The following is an 18,532-nucleotide window of genomic DNA, read 5'->3' on the forward strand; positions in this document are numbered from 1 at the left end:
AAGCAATCATGGACAAACTCGTCATTACGGGGGGCGCGAAGCTCTCCGGCGAAATCACCGTATCGGGCGCCAAGAACGCGGCTTTGCCGATTCTGTGCGCGAGCCTTCTCACCGCCGACGACGTCCATCTGTCGAACGTGCCGAACCTGAAGGACGTGCGCACCACGCTCGAACTGCTGCGTCAGATGGGCGTGCAGTCCGAAGCGATGACCGACGGCCGCGTGACGCTCAACGCGTCGAAGGTGGACAACCTCGTCGCGCCGTACGAGATGGTGAAGACCATGCGCGCGTCGATTCTCGTGCTCGGGCCGCTCGTCGCGCGTTTCGGCGAAGCGAAGGTGTCGCTGCCGGGCGGCTGCGCAATCGGCGCGCGTCCGGTCGATCAGCACATCAAGGGCCTTCAGGCGATGGGCGCCGAGATCAACATCGAGCACGGCTTCATCGAGGCGCGCGCGAAGCGTCTGAAGGGCGCGCGTATCATCACGGACATGATCACCGTGACCGGCACCGAGAATCTGCTGATGGCGGCAGTGCTGGCCGATGGCGAAACGATCATCGAGAACGCGGCGCGCGAGCCGGAAGTAAGCGACCTCGCGAATCTGCTGGTCGCGATGGGCGCGAAGATCGAAGGAATCGGCACCGACCGGCTCGTGATTCAGGGCGTCGAAAAGCTGCATGGCGCGCGTCATGCCGTGGTGCCGGATCGTATCGAAGCCGGCACGTTTCTGTGCGCGGTGGCGGCGGCCGGCGGCGATGTCACGCTGCGGCACGTGAGCCCGTCGCTGCTCGACGCCGTGACGGCCAAGCTGCGCGAAGCGGGCGTGTCCATAGAGGAAGGCGACGACTGGATGCGCGTGCGCATGAGCAAGCGGCCGGAAGCCGTGAACATTCGCACATCCGAATATCCCGCGTTCCCGACCGACATGCAGGCGCAGTTCATGGCACTGAACGCCATTGCAAGCGGCACGTCGCAAGTGGTCGAGACCATTTTCGAGAACCGCTTCATGCACGTGCAGGAGCTGAACCGCCTGGGCGCGAGCATCACGGTCGATGGCAACACGGCGCTCGTGACCGGCGTCGCGCAACTGTCGGGCGCGAAGGTCATGGCGACCGATCTGCGCGCGTCGGCGAGTCTCGTCATCGCGGCGATGTGCGCGGACGGCGAAACGCTGATCGACCGCATCTACCATCTGGATCGCGGCTACGACCGCATGGAGTCGAAGCTGACGGCGGTCGGCGCGAACGTTCGCCGCATCAAGGGCAGCGGGAGCGAGCAATGAGCTCGTTGCCGCAGACGTCGTCGTCGGTCGAGGCCAGCGCGCCGCTCACGCTCGCGCTCTCGAAAGGGCGTATCTTCGAGGAAACGGTGCCGCTGCTCGCGGCAGCCGGCGTGCAGGTCGCCGAAGATCCGGAAAGCTCGCGCAAGCTGATTCTTCCGACCACGAACCCGAACCTGCGCGTGATCATCGTGCGCGCGACCGACGTGCCGACGTACGTCGAATACGGCGCGGCGGATTTCGGCGTGGCGGGCAAGGACGTGCTGATCGAGCATGGCGGCGGCGGTCTGTATCAGCCGGTCGATCTGAACATTGCGCGCTGCCGGATGTCGGTGGCCGTGAAGGCAGGCTTCGACTACGCCAACGCGGTGCGCCAGGGCGCGCGGCTGCGCGTCGCGACGAAGTACACCGAGACGGCGCGCGAACACTTCGCGGCGAAGGGCGTTCATGTCGATCTGATCAAGCTGTACGGATCGATGGAACTCGCGCCGCTCGTCGGCCTCGCGGATGCGATCGTCGATCTGGTGAGTTCCGGCGGCACGTTGCGCGCGAACAACCTGGTCGAGGTCGAAGAGATCATGCAGATTTCGTCGCGACTGGTGGTGAATCAGGCGGCGCTCAAGTTGAAGCGCGCGGCGCTGAAGCCCTATCTCGACGCGTTCGAGCGCGCCTCGGCAGCAACGAACAACTAGGGCGGCTGCTCCACGCCTGCCGTCCACAGCACAATCGGAAACCAGCATGTCTATCAAGATTCGTAAGCTCGATTCCAGCACCGATGGTTTTCAAAAGGCGCTGCGCGCGGTGCTCGCGTTCGAAGCGAGCGAGGACGAAGCCATCGAGCGCGCCGTCGCGCAGATTCTCGCCGACGTGAAAGCGCGCGGCGACGAAGCCGTGCTCGAATACACGAACAAGTTCGATCGCCTGAAGGCGGACAGCGTCGCGGCGCTCGAATTGCCCGCGTCCGAGATGGAAGCCGCGCTGGAAGGGCTCGAGCCGAAGCGCCGTGCGGCGCTCGAAGCGGCGGCGGCGCGCGTGCGCGGCTATCACGAAAAGCAGCGCATCGAATGCGGCAGCCATAGCTGGCAGTACACCGAAGCCGACGGCACCGTGCTCGGCCAGAAGGTGACGCCGCTCGACCGCGCGGGCATCTACGTGCCGGGCGGCAAGGCGGCGTATCCGTCGTCCGTGCTGATGAACGCGATTCCGGCGCGCGTCGCGGGCGTGAAGGAAATCGTGATGGTCGTGCCCACGCCCGATGGCGTGAAGAATCCGCTCGTGCTCGCGGCCGCGCTGCTCGGCGGCGTCGATCGCGTGTTCACCATCGGCGGCGCGCAGGCTGTCGGCGCGCTCGCGTACGGCACGCAGACCGTGCCGGCTGTCGACAAGATTTGCGGTCCGGGCAACGCGTATGTGGCGTCGGCGAAGCGTCGCGTGTTCGGAACCGTCGGCATCGACATGATCGCGGGGCCATCCGAGATTCTCGTGATTTGCGACGCGACCACCGATCCGCGCTGGGTCGCGATGGACCTGTTCTCGCAAGCCGAACACGACGAACTCGCGCAATCCATTCTGCTGTGCCCCGACGCGGCGTTCATTCAGCGCGTCGAGGATGCCATCGTCGAACTGCTTCCCGCGATGCCGCGGCGTGACGTCATCCAGCGCTCGCTGGAAGATCGCGGCGCGCTCATCAAGGTGAAGGACATGGCCGAAGCCTGCGCCATCGCCAATGACATCGCGCCGGAGCATCTGGAGATTTCCGCGCTGGATCCGCATCAGTGGGCCGCGCAGATTCACAACGCGGGCGCGATGTTCCTCGGCCGCTACACGAGCGAAAGCCTCGGCGACTATTGCGCCGGGCCGAACCACGTGCTGCCGACTTCGCGGACCGCGCGCTTTTCGTCGCCGCTCGGCGTCTACGACTTCATGAAGCGTTCGAGCGTCATCGAAGTGAGTTCGGACGGCGCGCAGACATTGGGCGAAATCGCGGCGGAACTCGCGTATGGCGAGGGCTTGCAGGCGCATGCGAAGAGCGCCGAATACCGGATGAAAAACGTCGGCTGAAGTGGGCCGTTGAATCGAACGAGGCGGCCTCAGAGCCGCCGCCAGCGCCAGCAGCGCCACCATGACCACACCGAACGACATCATTCGTCCCGACGTCCTCGCGATGACGAGCTATCCCGTGCCGGAATCCACGGGCCTCATCAAGCTCGACGCGATGGAAAATCCCTACACGCTGCCCGACGCGCTCGCGCAACAACTTGGCGCGCACCTCGCGGGCGTCGCGCTGAACCGTTACCCCGCGCCGCGCCCGGCGGAACTCATCGCGAAGCTCAAGCGCGCAATGCACGTTCCGGCTGCGTGCGACGTGCTGCTCGGCAACGGCTCCGACGAGTTGATCAGCATGATGTCGGTCGCGTGTTCGAAGCCGGGCGCGAAAGTCGTCGCCCCGGTGCCGGGCTTCGTCATGTACCAACTGTCGGCGGCGTTCGCGCACCTCGAATTTATCGGCGTGCCGCTTAATGCCAATTTCACGCTGAACGCCGACGCGCTCATCGCCGCCATCAAGGAACACGCGCCCGCGCTCGTCTATGTCGCGTATCCGAACAATCCGACCGGCACGCTCTACGACGACGCCGACATCGAACGCGTGATCGCGGCGTCGACGAAAAGCCTCGTCGTGATCGACGAGGCGTACCAGCCCTTCGCCGAGCAAACGTGGATGCCGCGCGCCGCGGAGCTCGATAACGTCGTCGTCATGCGCACGGTGTCGAAGCTCGGCCTCGCGGGCATCCGCCTCGGTTACATGGCCGGTTCGCCCGCGTGGATCGCGCAGTTCGACAAGGTGCGCCCGCCGTACAACATCAACGTGCTGACGCAGGCCACCGCCGATTTCCTGCTCGATCATCTCGACGTGCTTGACGCGCAAGCCGCTGCGCTGCGCGAGGCGCGGGCCGAACTCGCGCGGGAAGTGGCCGCGCTGCCGGGCATGACCGTTTATCCGAGCGCGGGCAACTTCCTGCTCGTGCGCGTACCCGACGCGGCGCTCGCGTTCGAAACCCTGCTGACTTCGCGGGTTTTGGTGAAAAACGTGAGTAAAATGCATCCGTTGCTTACGAATTGCGTGCGTTTGACGGTCGGAACGGCCGAAGAGAACGCGCAGATGCTCGCGGCGTTGAGAAAGCTCGCGCCCAACTGAACCCCTTTCTTCGAAAAGTCTCAAGGAAACACCATGCGCATTGCGGAAGTCGTTCGCAACACCAGCGAAACGCAGATCCGTGTAAAGCTCGATCTGGACGGCACCGGCAAGCAGAAGCTCGCCACCGGCGTGCCGTTTCTCGATCACATGCTCGACCAGATTGCCCGTCACGGCCTGTTCGACCTCGAAATCGAAGCGCATGGCGACCTCCATATCGACGATCACCATACCGTCGAAGACACCGGCATCACGCTCGGGCAAGCGGTGGCGAAGGCTATCGGCGATCGCAAGGGCATTCGCCGCTATGGTCATTCGTACGTGCCGCTCGACGAGGCGCTGTCGCGCGTCGTGATCGATTTCTCGGGGCGGCCGGGGCTCGAATTCCATGTGCCGTTCACGCGTGCGCGCATCGGCACGTTCGATGTCGATCTCACCATCGAATTCTTCCGCGGCTTCGTGAACCACGCGGGCGTGACGCTGCATATCGACAACCTGCGCGGCATCAACGCGCATCATCAGGTCGAGACCGTGTTCAAGGCCTTCGGCCGCGCGCTGCGCATGGCCGTCGAAGTCGACGAACGCGCGGCGGGACAGATTCCATCGACCAAAGGCAGTCTCTGATCAGCCGTTTGCCGATTCGGCGCCGCACAGCGTTCAACTCGGCCGGCCATTCGCGATGGATCTCTTCAAGTCGTTCATATCCTTGCTCGCGCTGATCAACCCGATCGGCGCAATACCGTTTTTTCTGAGCCTCACCTCGCAGCAATCGGACGTGGAGAAGCGCAACACCATCCGCGTCGCGTGTATTTCGGTGTTCTGCGTGATCGCCGTAACGGCGCTGCTCGGGCAGCAGATCATCGCGTTCTTCGGTATTTCGGTCGGATCGTTCGAAGTGGGCGGCGGCATCATCATGCTGCTCATGGCGATCAGCATGCTGAACGCGCAAGTGGGCAACGCGCGCTCGACGCCCGAAGAGCGCATGGAAGCGGAAGAGCGCAACAGCATCGCGGTCGTGCCGCTCGCCATTCCGCTGCTCACGGGCCCGGGATCGATCAGCACGGTGATCGTCTATGCTGCAAGTGCGCAGCACTGGTACGACCGCTTCGGGCTCGTCCTGCTGGGCGCGATCATCGCGGCGTTGTGCTTCGGCGCGCTAAATCTCGCGGAGCCGATCGCGCGCTGGGTCGGGCGCACCGGAATCAATATCGGCACGCGTCTCATGGGATTGATGCTGTCCGCGCTGGCGGTGGAATTCATCGTCAACGGCTTGAAGGCCCTGATGCCTACCTTGAAATGAAAACTTCGATTGCGATTGTTGATTACGGAATGGGCAACCTGCGCTCGGTGTATCAGGCGCTGAAGAAGGCCGCGCCCGATGCGGACGTGGCGATCGTCGATCAGCCGCAGGCCATTCACGCGGCCGATCGCATCGTGCTGCCGGGACAGGGCGCGATGCGCGACTGCATGGCGCATCTCGGGCAGTCCGGCCTCCAGGAAGCGGTGATGCAGGCGTCGCGCGAAAAGCCGATGCTCGGCGTGTGCGTCGGCGAGCAGATGCTCTTCGACTGGAGCGAAGAAGGCGACACGCGCGGCCTCGGCCTGTTCCCGGGCAAGGTGGTGCGTTTTCAGCTCGAAGGCCGCGTGCAGGACGACGGCTCGCGCTTCAAAGTACCGCAGATGGGCTGGAACCGCGTGCGCCAGACGCAGGCGCATCCGGTCTGGGACGGCATCGCGGACGGCGCGTTCTTCTACTTCGTGCACAGCTATCACGTCGCGCCGGAGAACCCGGCGCACACGTCGGGCGAAACGGTCTACGGCGACCCGTTCACGTCGGCGGTCGCGCGCGACAACATCTTCGCGACGCAGTTTCACCCGGAAAAGAGCGCCGACGCGGGCTTGCGCCTCTATCGGAACTTCGTTCACTGGAACCCGTGAGCGGCGTCGCGCGTTAGCCTCGCGGCCGCGTCCCCGCACGATTGAGTGCCGCGAGACTTGTACTACACTAGCGAGACGGCCCGCGCGGCCGTTTCAATCACATTCACCCAGAAGATACGCGATACCTATGCTGCTCATTCCGGCCATCGATCTCAAAGACGGTCAGTGCGTGCGCCTGAAGCAAGGCGATATGGACCAGGCGACCATTTTTTCAGAAGATCCGGCGGCGATGGCCCGGCATTGGGTCGACAAGGGCGCGCGCAGACTCCACCTCGTCGATCTGAACGGCGCGTTCGCGGGCAAGCCGAAGAACGGCGACGCCATTCGGGCGATCATCGAAGAAGTGGGCAGCGAGATTCCGGTGCAACTCGGCGGCGGCATCCGCGACCTGAACACCATCGAACGCTATCTGGACGACGGCCTTTCGTACGTGATCATCGGCACGGCGGCGGTGAAGAATCCGGGTTTTCTGCAAGACGCGTGCAGCGCGTTCGGCGGGCACATCATCGTCGGACTGGACGCGAAAGACGGCAAGGTCGCCACCGACGGCTGGAGCAAGCTGACCGGCCACGAAGTCGTGGACCTCGGTCGCAAGTTCGAGGACTACGGCTGCGAGTCGATCATCTACACGGACATCGGCCGCGACGGCATGCTTCAGGGCATCAACATCGACGCGACCGTGCGGCTCGCGCAAGCGGTCAAGATTCCGGTGATCGCAAGCGGCGGCTTGTCGAGCATCGCGGACATCGAATCGCTCTGCGAAGTCGAGGACGAAGGCATCGAAGGCGTGATCTGCGGACGCGCGATTTATTCGGGCGACCTCGATTTCAAGGCGGCGCAAACCCGCGCCGACGCGCTGCGCGAAGCGGACGACGCCTGAGCCGCTTTCCCGGCTTCTCTCGCGCGAGCACACTGAAGCGCGCCGGGCGGCGCTGGCCGCCCTCAACCGTACCGAACCGGCAGTAGCTAGAACATGGCTCTCGCAAAACGCATCATCCCCTGTCTCGACGTGACCGCTGGGCGCGTGGTGAAGGGCGTCAACTTCGTCGAACTGCGCGACGCGGGCGATCCCGTTGAAATCGCGCGACGCTACGACGATCAGGGCGCCGACGAACTCACGTTCCTCGACATCACCGCGACGTCCGACCAGCGCGATCTCATTTTGCCGATCATCGAGGCGGTGGCCTCGCAGGTCTTCATTCCGCTGACCGTCGGCGGCGGTGTGCGCGCGGTCGAGGACGTCCGGCGCTTGCTGAACGCGGGCGCGGACAAGATCAGCATGAACTCGTCGGCGGTGGCAAATCCGCAACTCGTGCGCGACGCGTCGGACAAGCACGGCTCGCAGTGCATCGTCGTCGCGATCGACGCGAAGCGCGTGTCGGGAGAAGGCGAGCCGCCGCGCTGGGAAGTGTTCACGCACGGCGGCCGCAAGGCGACCGGCATCGACGCAGTGGAATGGGCGCGCAAGATGGCCGAACTCGGCGCGGGCGAAATCCTGCTGACCAGCATGGATCGCGACGGCACGAAAGCCGGCTTCGATCTGGCGCTGACGCGCGCCGTGTCGGATGCCGTGCCTGTGCCGGTGATCGCGTCGGGCGGCGTCGGGTCGCTGAAGCATCTGGCGGACGGCATCGTCGAAGGGCACGCCGACGCCGTGCTCGCCGCAAGCATCTTCCACTACGGCGAGCATACGGTCGGCGAAGCGAAGCGTTTCATGGCCGATCAAGGCATCTCGGTGAGGATCTGAACCGTGAGCGACCCGACGAATTGGCTCGATAAGGTGAAGTGGGACGCGAACGGCCTCGTGCCCGTCATCGCGCAGGAAGCATCGACCAACGACGTGCTGATGTTCGCGTGGATGAACCGCGAGGCGTTGGCGAAGACCATCGAACTGAAGCGCGCCGTGTACTTCTCGCGCTCGCGACAGCGCCTGTGGTTCAAGGGCGAAGAGTCGGGGCACGTCCAGCACGTGCACGAAGTGCGGCTGGATTGCGATGAAGACGTCGTGCTGCTCAAGGTCGAGCAGGTGTCGGGCATCGCGTGTCATACGGGCCGCCATTCCTGCTTCTTCCAGAAATTCGAGGGAACGGCCGAAAGCGGCGAGTGGGTCGCCGTCGAGCCGGTCCTGAAAGACCCAGAAAGCATTTACAAATGACGCAAGCCACCACGCTGGACACGCTGCTTCGCCTTGCCGCCGTCATCGACAGCCGTAAGGGCGGCGATCCGGAACAATCCTACGTTTCGCGACTCTTTCACAAAGGTGACGACGCGGTCTTGAAGAAGATCGGCGAGGAAGCGACCGAAGTCGTGCTCGCCGCGAAGGACGCGCGCCACGGCGGCGCGCCGAAGGCGCTCGTCGGCGAGGTCGCCGATTTGTGGTTTCATTGTCTCGTGATGCTGTCGCACTTCGACCTGAGTCCCGCCGACGTGGTCGCCGAACTGGAGCGGCGCGAAGGCTTGTCGGGCATCGAGGAGAAGGCGCTGCGCAAGTCGCGCGAGCGCGAACAGAACGGCGGCTGACGAGGCGTTCGCCCACTTTCTCGCGCGAGCGAAGGAGGCAAGCATGGCCGGGCTCGATGGACCGTACCCGCCGCCGGTGTATCAGACGCCGGCGGAAGACGAGCGGCTGCGCAGCCTGCGCACGCTCACGCACATCCTTTATGCGCTGTACGCGCTCTATTGGCTGACGGGCGGGCTGACCGTGCTCGTCGCGATCATCATCAATTATCTGAAGCGCGGCGACACGGTGGGCACGCCGTATCAGGCGCACTTTTCGTGGCAAATCCGCACGTTCTGGTGGGCAGTGCTCGGCCATGTGATCGGCGTCGCGCTGCTGTTCGTGGGCGTCGGCTTTCTCATTTTGTCCGCAGTCGGCATCTGGACGCTGTATCGCGTCATCAAGGGCTGGCTGTTTCTCTACGAAAACAAACCGATCGACCCGCAGACGTGGTTCTAGCGGCGATGCCTGGCAACGGAGTACGCACATTCATGAGCCAAGACAACTGCATCTTCTGCAAGATTGCCTCCGGGCAGATTCCCAGCACGAAAGTCTACGAGGACGACGAATTCGTCGCGTTCAACGACATCAACCCGGCCGCGCCGGTTCATGTGCTGGTGATTCCGCGTCAGCACATTGAGACGCTTTCGGACTGTTCCGAAAGCGATGCGCCGCTGCTTGGTAGAATGTTAAGTCTCGTTGGCCGTCTCGCGAAAGATTTGGGCGTTTCCTACACGGGTGGGGATACCGGTTTCCGGACGGTCATCAATACCGGGCCAGGCGGCGGGCAGGAGGTGTATCACATTCATGCGCATCTTCTGGCTGGGGCGCGTCCGTGGCGGCGAATGGGCTGACGTCGGTTTCATCGGCGTTTTGCTTTCCAATGCCATATTGGGCGCGCAAAATCGATACTGATAGCCGAGGCGGCATTGCTTCGGCTCGAGCTGCAGGCCAGCCTTCCGTCGCGGAAAGGCTTTTGCGGCGGAATAAGGAGAGTTTTCATTCATGGGTTCGTTAAGCATTTGGCATTGGTTGATCGTTTTGCTGATCGTGGCGCTCGTCTTCGGCACGAAGAAATTGCGCAATATCGGCGGTGATCTGGGCGGCGCGGTTCGCGGTTTCAAGGAAGGCATGCGTGAGGAAGAGAACCCTGCGTCGGCCGATAAGCGCGATCAACTGCCGCGCGACACGGTGGACGTGGAAGCGAAGGACAAGACGCGTTCGGGCGACTACCGCTAATCGAACGGGCGAACGTAACCCTGCACAGTTCCTTCAATGCTCGATCTCGGTCTGACCAAAATGGCGCTCATCGGCGTCGTCGCGCTGGTGGTGCTCGGGCCGGAGCGCTTGCCCGGCGTCGCGCGCACGGCGGGCGCGCTCTTCGGGCGCGCTCAGCGTTACATCAACGACGTGAAGTCGGAGGTGGCGCGCGAGATGGAACTGGACGAACTCAAAAAGATGCGCACGCAGTTCGAGACGGCGGCGTCGAACGTCGAATCGACGATTCACGACAATCTGCGGCGCCACGAGTCCGAACTGAACGATGCGTGGAGGGAAGGCACGTCGGTCGAGCCGAGCATCGCGGGAGGCGCTCCGGCGTCGCCTGAAGATGAAAGCGGCGCTTCCGACAAGCCTTGGGTTAACTCGACCTTCGCGCCAGCGAAGCGCAAGAACTGGCGCGTCAAGCAGACCGCGGTTCCCAATTGGTACAAGCGCACCACCGCGCGCCGCACGCGCGTGCAGTCGGGTGCGGCCCGGGTCGCGCGTCATACGCCTGCAAGCCTGCGCCGTCCGACGAAATTCTTCTGACACGGCCGCATTTCTTCCATCGATGATCCAAACCGAGGGCCGGCGTGAGCGACCCGCAACACAATAAAGACGAGCCCGTCGAAGAGACGTTTATCTCCCATCTGGTGGAACTGCGCGATCGCATCATCCGCGCGGGGGCTTCGGTCATCGTCGTTTTCGTCGGGCTGGTGTATTGGGCGCCGGACATCTTCAAACTGCTCGCGCGTCCGCTGATGCAGAACTTGCCGCGCGACGGCAAGATGATCGTCACTGACGTCACTGGCTCGTTCTTCGTGCCGATGAAAGTGACCATGCTCGTCGCCTTCGTCATCGCGCTGCCGTTCGTGCTGTATCAGATCTGGGCGTTCGTCGCGCCGGGGCTCTATCAGCATGAGAAGAAGCTCGTCGCGCCGCTGGTGTCGAGCAGCTACGCGCTCTTTCTCTGCGGCATGGCGTTCGCGTATTTCGTCGTATTCCCGACCATTTTCCGCGTGATGGCGCATTACAACGCGCCGCTCGGCGCGGAGATGACGACGGATATCGACAATTACCTGAGCTTCGTGCTCACCATGTTCCTCGCGTTCGGCATGACGTTCGAGGTGCCGATCGTCGTCGTGCTGCTCGCGCGCATGGGCGTCGTGTCGATTCAGAAGCTCAAGCAGATCCGGCCGTATGTGATCGTCGGCGCGTTCATCATCTCGGCCGTGGTGACGCCGCCGGATGTCTTCTCGCAGCTGATTCTCGCGATTCCGCTCATCATCTTGTACGAAGCGGGAATCGTGGCGGCGCGGCTCGTGGTCGGGAAAGACGCGATCAAGAGCGAAGAGCTCACCGTGAAATAGAAGGCTGCGGCCGATTGTCGCAGCGTCGGCCGCACCGAACGCGTGTTCTCCGCAATAAAAAAGGCAGCCGAGGCTGCCTTCTTTTTGAGCGCTCGGCGCGTTATTCGTCGCCCTGATCGCCCTGATCTTCGTCCGGCGTCTGCGGCGCCTTCGGCTGCGCGGGCCGTTTGCCGATCATCACGTTCACGTCCAGTTCCTTGTTCTTGCGCATCAGATGCACTTTCACGGACGTGCCCGGCTTGATCTGAGCAACGACGTTCAAGAGGCGCGTCGTGTCGGTGATCGTGTCCTCGTTGATGCTGACGAGAATATCGCCCGGCTTGATGCCGGCTTTATCCGCCGGGCCGCCTTGCAGCACGCCCGCGACGATCGCGCCGGATTTCTGATCGAGCCCGAACGATTCCGCGATTTCCGGCGTCACATCCTGCGGTTCCACGCCGATCCAGCCGCGCGTCACCGTGCCCGTCGTGATGATGCTCTCCAGCACACTGCGCGCCGTCGACACCGGAATGGCGAAGCCGATGCCTAGCGAGCCGCCGCTGCGTGAATAAATCGCGGTGTTGATGCCGAGCAGATTGCCGTTCACGTCGACGAGCGCACCGCCCGAATTGCCGGGATTGATCGCCGCGTCGGTCTGGATGAAGTTCTCGAACGTATTGATGCCCAGGTGATTGCGCCCGAGCGCGCTCACGATGCCCATGGTCACCGTCTGCCCGACGCCGAACGGGTTGCCGATCGCCAGCACGACATCGCCGACGTGCGTCTGGTCCATTCGCCCGAGCGTGATGCTCGGCAGGTTCGTCAGCGCGATCTTCAGCACGGCGAGGTCCGTTTCGGGATCGACGCCGATCACTTTCGCGCTCGACGTGCGGCCGTCCGCGAGCGCGACTTCGATCTGGTCCGCGCCGTCCACGACGTGCTGGTTCGTTAGAATGTAACCTTCCGAGCTGACGATGACGCCTGACCCGAGATTCGACGCGGGCGGCTCGTCGTTCTTGCGTCTGTTCTTGTCGCCGAAGAAGTAGCGGAAAAGCGGGTCTTTGGCTCGCGGGTCCGCCGGCAGATTGCCGTCCTTGCTGGAGAACACGTTCACCACCGCGGGCATCGCCTTTTGCGCGCCGTCCGCATACGACGACTGGAGCGGGCGCGAGCCGATGCTCGGCGCCACTTCCTGTAACGCGACGATCGGCTCGGCGAGTTGCTTGCCGAATTGGCCCTGACGTTGAAGCCACTGCGGTTTCAGGGTCGCGATGATGAACATCAGAGCCAAAAGCACGGTGACCGCTTGGGCAAAAAACAGCCAGAAGCGTCTAAGCATTTGAAGGGATAGAGGATTTCATGGATCGGATCGAACTCGAATTGTATCTGAACAACCTGCTGGAAATCGGCCGCTTCAAGGACTATTGCCCGAACGGCCTACAGGTGGAAGGCACGCGCCGCGTTCAGAAAATCGCGACCGGCGTGACGGCATCGCTCGCCTTCCTGGAAGCCGCGCTGGAGTGGGGCGCGGACACGGTGCTCGTCCATCACGGCTATTTCTGGCGCAACGAGGCGCCGCAGATCACGGGGCGCAAGCATCGGCGGCTGCGCACGCTGATCGCCAACGACATCAATCTATTCGCGTATCACCTGCCGCTCGACGCGCATCCGGAACTCGGCAACAACGCGCAGATCGGCGCGCGGCTCGGCCTCATTGCCGACGGCCGTTTCGGCGATCAGGACATCGGCTGGGTCGCGCCGATCACCATGCCGCTTTCGCTCGAGCACTTCACCGCGACCGTCGAGAATGCGCTCGGCCGCAAGCCGCTCGTGTTCGGCGATGCCGACCGCGAACTGCGGCGCGTCGCGTGGTGCACGGGCGGTGCGCAGGGCTATTTCGAACAGGCCATCGAAGCGGGCGCCGACGTGTATCTGAGCGGCGAAGTGTCCGAGCAGACGATGCATATCGCGGCGGAATCCGGCGTGGCGTATATCGCGGCGGGGCATCACGCGACGGAGCGTTATGGCGTGCAGGCCGTCGGCGCGCACCTGTCCGAAGAGTTCGACATCGAGCATGTGTTTATCGATATCGATAATCCGGTCTGAAGCGGCGATTTTTCGTCGTTTAGGCCCGGCTGTAGGCATGAAAGGATGCTTTACGCGAACGCGCGAAAACGTGGGGAAAACCCGGAAGGTTCGCTAAATCCGGGTAATTTTCCCCGAACGGCCCTTGTAAATGGCAACTCCATTCGCGCACACTAGCGGCGGAACACTGATGTGACGGTATAAATCCAACTCAGAAGTGGGGCGTGTGATGCGAGACAAGGACGATAAGCGCGTCGATGGCGGCCGCCGTACCTGGCTGATTACGACGACCGTGGCGGGTGGTGTCGGAGGTGTGGCAACGCTGGTTCCGTTTGTTGGTTCGTTCGCTCCGTCGGAGAAGGCCAAGGCGGCGGGCGCGCCCGTCGAGGTCGATATCAGCGGACTGAAGCCGGGCGAAATGATGACAGTCGCCTGGCGCGGCAAGCCGGTGTGGATCGTGAATCGCACGGACGAAATGCTGTCCGACGTGAAGAAGGCCGACAATGAAGTGGCCGATCCGAAGTCCAAAATGGAATTCTCGATGCCGTTGCCGGAGTACTGCAACAACGAGTTCCGCTCCCGCGCCGATCACAAGAACATATTCGTGGCCGTCGCCGTCTGTACGCACCTCGGCTGCACGCCGACGCCGCGCTTCACCGAAGGTCCGCAACCCAATCTTCCCGATAACTGGCCAGGCGGCTTTCTGTGCCCGTGCCACGGCTCGACCTACGACATGGCCGGCCGCGTCTTCAAGAACAAGCCCGCGCCGCAGAATCTGGACGTGCCACCGTACATGTTCACTTCCGCGACGCAACTCGTGATCGGCAAGGACGAAAAGGGAGAGGCTTAAATGGCGACCGCAGACAAGGATGTGGAAACGACGGGCTTCTTGGGCTGGATAGATCGCCGGTTTCCTTTGACATCCACCTGGAAGAAACACGTCACCGAATACTACGCGCCGAAGAACTTCAACTTCTGGTATTTCTTCGGCTCACTTTCAATGCTCGTGCTGGTCATTCAGATCGTCACGGGCATTTTTCTCGTCATGAATTACAAGCCCGATGCGACGCTGGCCTTTGCATCGGTCGAGTACATCATGCGCGAAGTGCCGTGGGGCTGGCTCATTCGGTATATGCATTCCACGGGCGCGTCGATGTTTTTCGTCGTCGTTTATCTTCACATGTTCCGCAGCCTGATGTACGGGTCCTACCGCAAGCCGCGCGAGCTCGTGTGGATTTTCGGTTGCGCCATTTTCCTGTGCCTGATGGCGGAAGCGTTCTTCGGCTATCTGCTGCCTTGGGGGCAAATGTCGTTCTGGGGCGCGCAAGTAATCGTGAATCTGTTTTCGGCGATTCCTTTTATCGGCCCGGATTTGTCGCTGTGGATTCGCGGCGATTATGTCGTGTCGGACGTTACGCTGAATCGCTTCTTCTCGTTTCATGTGATCGCGATTCCGCTCGTACTGATCGGGCTCGTTGTTGCGCATCTGGTCGCGCTGCATGAAGTGGGATCGAATAATCCCGATGGCATCGAAATCAAGGCAAAGAAGGACGCGAACGGCATTCCGCTCGACGGTATTCCGTTTCACCCGTATTACTCGGTGCACGACTTCATGGGCGTCTGCATTTTCTTGCTGATTTTCGCGGCAATTATTTTCTTCGCGCCGGAAATGGGCGGCTACTTCCTCGAAGCAAATAACTTCGTGCCGGCTAATCCGCTGCAAACGCCGTCTGAAATCGCGCCCGTCTGGTACTTCACCGCCTTCTACGCGATGCTGCGTGCGACCACGGATCCGTTCAAGATCGTGCTGATGATCATCATCGCGCTGCTCGGGGTGTTCGCGCTTTTGCGCGCGCGCGGAAAATGGCGCATTGGGCTGCCCGTGCTCGCGCTCTTGGTGATCGTGTTCATGGCCCTCACCGAATCCAAGTTCTGGGGCGTGGTCGTGATGGGCACGGCGGTCGTTTCGCTGTTCTTCGTGCCGTGGCTGGATCGCAGTCCGGTGAAGTCGATCCGCTACCGGCCGCTCTTTCACAAAGTCTTCTACGCAATCTTTGTCTTCGCGTTCCTCGTGCTCGGCTTTTTGGGAACGCGGCCGCCATCGCCGGCGGGAACGCTTATCGCGCAAATCTGCGCGCTCATTTATTTCGCGTTTTTCCTCGGCATGCCTTTCTGGACGCCGCGCGGCAGATTCAAGACGCCGCCCGAGCGAGTGAACTACAAACTCCACTAAGCGCCCGTCCGGAGACGACACGATGAAAAAATGGCTCTCGACTCTCGCGATGACTTGCGCGGCGATGTTCGCGTTCAGCGCGGCGCCAGTGCACGCGGCGGAAGAAGCGGTGCTGGACCGTGCGCCCGATAACGCGGACAATTTCGCGTCCTTGCAGCACGGCGCCCAAATATTTGTAAACTACTGCCTGAACTGCCATAGCGCGAGCCTGATGCGCTACAACCGTCTGACGGACCTCGGGCTCACGCAGAAGCAGATTCAGGACAATCTGCTGTTCACGACGGAAAAGATCGGCAACACCATGAGCATCGCGATGCGCCCGGACGACGCCAAAGCGTGGTTCGGCGCGTCGCCGCCGGATTTGTCGGTGGAGGCGCGGGCGCGCGGCAAGGACTGGCTCTACACGTATTTGCGCAGCTTCTACCGTGACCCGACCCGGCCGACCGGCTGGAACAATCGCGTGTTCGAGAACGTTGGCATGCCGCATGTGCTGTGGACGCTGCAAGGTATCCGCGATGCGCGGTTCGAGACGGACACGGACGAGAAAACCGGCGAAAAGACAAAAAGATTCGTGGGTTACACTCAGGTGACGCCTGGCACCATGTCGAACGTGGATTATGATTCAGCTGTGGCCGATCTGGTTTCGTACCTTTCGTGGATGTCCGAACCCGCCCAGCAGACCCGCAAGCGCCTTGGCGTCTGGGTCTTGCTGTTTCTGGCGCTCCTGAGCTTCCTCGCATGGCGTCTGAACGCGGCATACTGGCGAGATATCAAATAGCACGCCTGTGACGGCGTGGGTCGGCGCGGCTACTCCCGGGAGGGATTCGCCGCAGCCGGCCCTTCGAGTTTACTGAAGGGACTTAAATAACATGATGGTTCTGTACTCCGGCACTACTTGCCCGTTCTCCCAGCGCTGCCGGCTGGTGTTGTTCGAAAAGGGCATGGATTTCGAGATCCGCGACGTCGATCTGTTCAACAAGCCGGAAGACATCGCGGTGATGAACCCGTACGGTCAAGTGCCGATTCTCGTCGAGCGCGACCTGATCCTGTACGAGTCGAACATCATCAACGAGTACATCGACGAGCGTTTCCCGCATCCGCAGCTGATGCCGGCGGATCCCGTCCAGCGTGCGCGTGCGCGTCTGTTCCTGCTCAACTTCGAAAAAGAACTGTTCGTGCACGTCGGCACGCTCGAGAACGAGAAGGGCAAGGCAGCCGAGAAGAACCACGAAAAGGCGCGCAGCGCGATCCGCGACCGCCTCACGCAACTCGCGCCGATCTTCCTGAAGAACAAGTACATGCTGGGCGAGGAGTTCTCGATGCTCGACGTCGCGATCGCGCCGCTCTTGTGGCGTCTCGATCACTATGGCATCGAGCTGTCGAAGAACGCCGCGCCGCTGATGAAGTACGCCGAGCGCATTTTCAGCCGCCCGGCCTATATTGAAGCGCTGACGCCTTCCGAAAAGGTGATGCGTCGATAGTTTGCGAGAACGGGGCGCGCCGGGCGCGAGTTCGCGCGACCGTGCTCCGGCAGAGGAAAGTTGATGCAAGAAATCTCCACCAAGCCTTATCTGTTGCGCGCGCTGTACGAATGGTGCACCGATAACGGTTTTACGCCTCACATCGCCGTGCGAGTCGACGGCGCGACGCGCGTGCCGCGCCAGTTCGTGCGCAATGATGAGATCGTGCTCAACATCAGCTTCGAGGCGACGAGCCAGTTGCAGATGGGGAACGAATGGATCGAGTTCAGTGCGCGCTTTTCCGGGAAATCGCACAAGATCGAGGTCCAGGTCGCCAACGTGCTCGCCATTTATGCGCGCGAGAACGGGCAAGGAATGGCGTTTCCCGTCGAGCCGTCGCCTCATTCCGCGAGCGAGCCGAGTGTTTCGGCTGCGCCCCGGTCTGCCGAGCGAGAGCAGCGTCACGTTGATCCTCAGGCGGAGGATCGGTCGAGCGCTTCAGCCACTTCATCGCGCGATGAGGCGCAATCGGGCGCGTCGGATGACGACGCATCGAAATCCTCTGGCCGGTCGCACCTGAAAGTCGTTAAATGAAGTAGAATCTCGTCCTTCGCCGGCTTAGCTCATCTGGTAGAGCAGTTGATTTGTAATCATCAGGTGGCGGGTTCGAGTCCTGCAGCCGGCACCAAGACTTCAATGTCGACGGGTCGTGCGATGTCCGCACGACCCGTTCGCTTTAAGCGAGCCGATGTTGGTAAGCCGACTGGGTTCGCAGGTCCGAGCCGAAAGGCGAGTCAAAAAGAAGCTTCAAAAACTTGTTGACACTGACCGAAACGACGTACATAATCTCGTTTCTCTGCTGCTGATGCAGCGACGCAAGACGAAGCGGTTGAGCCCAGTGCTCGATGCGGCGAGGTGGAAAGTCTTGGCGGATTGCTCTTTAAAAACTAACAGCCGATAAGTGTGGGCGCTTGATGGCGAGTGCGGTTGTGGTGCTTAGGCGCTGCGGCATAAGCAAAAGTATCAAGAGTCTCACACGAAGTATCAGAGGAAGGTTTATCTGTCTTAGGACGGATTAATCATCGTCAGTACGTTGAGTGAGCGACCGGTTTCTTAGAAACCGAAAACAGTAACAGGTATTGAACTGAAGAGTTTGATCCTGGCTCAGATTGAACGCTGGCGGCATGCCTTACACATGCAAGTCGGACGGCAGCGCGGGCTTCGGCCTGGCGGCGAGTGG

The 18,532-nt window shown here is 62.1% G+C and carries 23 protein-coding genes, 1 tRNA gene and 1 rRNA gene; 24 read left to right on the forward strand and 1 reads right to left on the reverse strand.

The window, feature by feature from the left end:
• Window positions 1–8 precede the first annotated feature (8 nt).
• From murA to tatC, 16 genes are all read left to right on the forward strand, one after another.
• Window positions 9–1,280: a UDP-N-acetylglucosamine 1-carboxyvinyltransferase gene (murA, locus tag HWX53_RS26795; RefSeq protein WP_175946516.1), complete on the forward strand. Its 1,272-nt coding sequence runs from the start codon at window positions 9–11 to the stop codon at window positions 1,278–1,280.
• Entirely contained in the window at window positions 1,277–1,969 is a 693-nt protein-coding gene (hisG, locus tag HWX53_RS26800) for an ATP phosphoribosyltransferase (RefSeq protein ID WP_175946518.1), read from the forward strand. The genes murA and hisG overlap by 4 nt, the downstream gene beginning before the upstream one ends.
• Window positions 1,970–2,015: 46 nt before the next feature.
• Entirely contained in the window at window positions 2,016–3,338 is a 1,323-nt protein-coding gene (hisD, locus tag HWX53_RS26805; protein WP_175946520.1) for a histidinol dehydrogenase, read from the forward strand.
• Between the two features lie 61 nt (window positions 3,339–3,399).
• Window positions 3,400–4,473, forward strand: coding sequence for a histidinol-phosphate transaminase (hisC, locus tag HWX53_RS26810; protein WP_175946522.1), 1,074 nt, complete (start codon window positions 3,400–3,402; stop codon window positions 4,471–4,473).
• Between the two features lie 33 nt (window positions 4,474–4,506).
• On the forward strand, window positions 4,507–5,094 hold the full coding sequence (gene hisB, locus HWX53_RS26815) for an imidazoleglycerol-phosphate dehydratase HisB (RefSeq protein ID WP_175946524.1): 588 nt from the start codon (window positions 4,507–4,509) through the stop codon (window positions 5,092–5,094).
• Window positions 5,095–5,149: 55 nt separating this feature from the next.
• Window positions 5,150–5,770 carry a YchE family NAAT transporter gene (locus tag HWX53_RS26820; RefSeq protein WP_175946526.1) on the forward strand — a complete coding sequence of 207 codons (621 nt, stop codon included), beginning with the start codon at window positions 5,150–5,152 and terminating at the stop codon, window positions 5,768–5,770.
• Window positions 5,767–6,408, forward strand: a complete 642-nt coding sequence (gene hisH, locus HWX53_RS26825; protein ID WP_175946528.1) for an imidazole glycerol phosphate synthase subunit HisH — start codon at window positions 5,767–5,769, stop codon at window positions 6,406–6,408. Before HWX53_RS26820 ends, hisH begins: the two co-directional genes overlap by 4 nt.
• A gap of 127 nt (window positions 6,409–6,535) precedes the next feature.
• A complete protein-coding gene (hisA, locus tag HWX53_RS26830; protein WP_175946530.1) occupies window positions 6,536–7,288 on the forward strand; it encodes a 1-(5-phosphoribosyl)-5-[(5-phosphoribosylamino)methylideneamino]imidazole-4-carboxamide isomerase in 753 nt (250 codons plus the stop codon).
• 93 nt (window positions 7,289–7,381) lie between these two features.
• Entirely contained in the window at window positions 7,382–8,155 is a 774-nt protein-coding gene (gene hisF / locus HWX53_RS26835) for an imidazole glycerol phosphate synthase subunit HisF (protein ID WP_175946532.1), read from the forward strand.
• Between the two features lie 3 nt (window positions 8,156–8,158).
• Window positions 8,159–8,563 carry a phosphoribosyl-AMP cyclohydrolase gene (hisI, locus tag HWX53_RS26840; protein WP_175946534.1) on the forward strand — a complete coding sequence of 135 codons (405 nt, stop codon included), beginning with the start codon at window positions 8,159–8,161 and terminating at the stop codon, window positions 8,561–8,563.
• Window positions 8,560–8,928 carry a phosphoribosyl-ATP diphosphatase gene (locus HWX53_RS26845; RefSeq protein WP_175946536.1) on the forward strand — a complete coding sequence of 123 codons (369 nt, stop codon included), beginning with the start codon at window positions 8,560–8,562 and terminating at the stop codon, window positions 8,926–8,928. The genes hisI and HWX53_RS26845 overlap by 4 nt, the downstream gene beginning before the upstream one ends.
• A 43-nt stretch (window positions 8,929–8,971) precedes the next feature.
• Complete coding sequence (locus HWX53_RS26850) at window positions 8,972–9,364, forward strand: hypothetical protein (RefSeq protein ID WP_175946538.1); 393 nt, start codon at window positions 8,972–8,974, stop codon at window positions 9,362–9,364.
• 32 nt (window positions 9,365–9,396) lie between these two features.
• Entirely contained in the window at window positions 9,397–9,759 is a 363-nt protein-coding gene (locus HWX53_RS26855) for a histidine triad nucleotide-binding protein (RefSeq protein WP_175946540.1), read from the forward strand.
• A gap of 151 nt (window positions 9,760–9,910) precedes the next feature.
• Complete coding sequence (gene tatA / locus HWX53_RS26860) at window positions 9,911–10,144, forward strand: Sec-independent protein translocase subunit TatA (RefSeq protein WP_175946542.1); 234 nt, start codon at window positions 9,911–9,913, stop codon at window positions 10,142–10,144.
• A 36-nt stretch (window positions 10,145–10,180) separates the two neighbouring features.
• Window positions 10,181–10,714, forward strand: coding sequence for a Sec-independent protein translocase protein TatB (tatB, locus tag HWX53_RS26865; RefSeq protein ID WP_175946544.1), 534 nt, complete (start codon window positions 10,181–10,183; stop codon window positions 10,712–10,714).
• A gap of 44 nt (window positions 10,715–10,758) precedes the next feature.
• Window positions 10,759–11,535 carry a twin-arginine translocase subunit TatC gene (gene tatC / locus HWX53_RS26870; RefSeq protein ID WP_175946547.1) on the forward strand — a complete coding sequence of 259 codons (777 nt, stop codon included), beginning with the start codon at window positions 10,759–10,761 and terminating at the stop codon, window positions 11,533–11,535.
• Window positions 11,536–11,635: 100 nt separating this feature from the next.
• Here the strand turns inward: tatC and HWX53_RS26875 are convergent, their stop codons facing one another.
• Complete coding sequence (locus HWX53_RS26875; protein WP_175946549.1) at window positions 11,636–12,853, reverse strand: Do family serine endopeptidase; 1,218 nt, start codon at window positions 12,851–12,853, stop codon at window positions 11,636–11,638.
• A 20-nt stretch (window positions 12,854–12,873) separates the two neighbouring features.
• Between HWX53_RS26875 and HWX53_RS26880 the strand changes: the two genes are divergently transcribed.
• The 8 genes from HWX53_RS26880 to HWX53_RS26915 all read left to right on the forward strand — a co-directional run.
• Window positions 12,874–13,620 (forward strand): Nif3-like dinuclear metal center hexameric protein, encoded by a 747-nt coding sequence (locus HWX53_RS26880; protein WP_175946551.1) that lies wholly within the window; start codon window positions 12,874–12,876, stop codon window positions 13,618–13,620.
• A gap of 208 nt (window positions 13,621–13,828) precedes the next feature.
• Entirely contained in the window at window positions 13,829–14,449 is a 621-nt protein-coding gene (petA, locus tag HWX53_RS26885) for a ubiquinol-cytochrome c reductase iron-sulfur subunit (protein ID WP_175946553.1), read from the forward strand.
• A complete protein-coding gene (locus tag HWX53_RS26890; RefSeq protein ID WP_175946555.1) occupies window positions 14,450–15,832 on the forward strand; it encodes a cytochrome bc complex cytochrome b subunit in 1,383 nt (460 codons plus the stop codon).
• Window positions 15,833–15,854: 22 nt separating this feature from the next.
• Window positions 15,855–16,610: a cytochrome c1 gene (locus tag HWX53_RS26895; protein WP_175946557.1), complete on the forward strand. Its 756-nt coding sequence runs from the start codon at window positions 15,855–15,857 to the stop codon at window positions 16,608–16,610.
• A gap of 91 nt (window positions 16,611–16,701) precedes the next feature.
• Entirely contained in the window at window positions 16,702–17,313 is a 612-nt protein-coding gene (locus HWX53_RS26900) for a glutathione S-transferase N-terminal domain-containing protein (RefSeq protein WP_008344155.1), read from the forward strand.
• 63 nt (window positions 17,314–17,376) lie between these two features.
• Window positions 17,377–17,886 (forward strand): ClpXP protease specificity-enhancing factor, encoded by a 510-nt coding sequence (locus tag HWX53_RS26905; protein ID WP_175946558.1) that lies wholly within the window; start codon window positions 17,377–17,379, stop codon window positions 17,884–17,886.
• An 18-nt stretch (window positions 17,887–17,904) separates the two neighbouring features.
• Window positions 17,905–17,980 (forward strand) — tRNA-Thr (locus HWX53_RS26910).
• 453 nt (window positions 17,981–18,433) lie between these two features.
• Window positions 18,434–18,532, forward strand: a 16S ribosomal RNA gene (locus HWX53_RS26915); the annotation flags it as partial.

The organism is Caballeronia sp. BCC1704 (genome assembly GCF_902833455.1).
Lineage (GTDB): Bacteria > Pseudomonadota > Gammaproteobacteria > Burkholderiales > Burkholderiaceae > Caballeronia.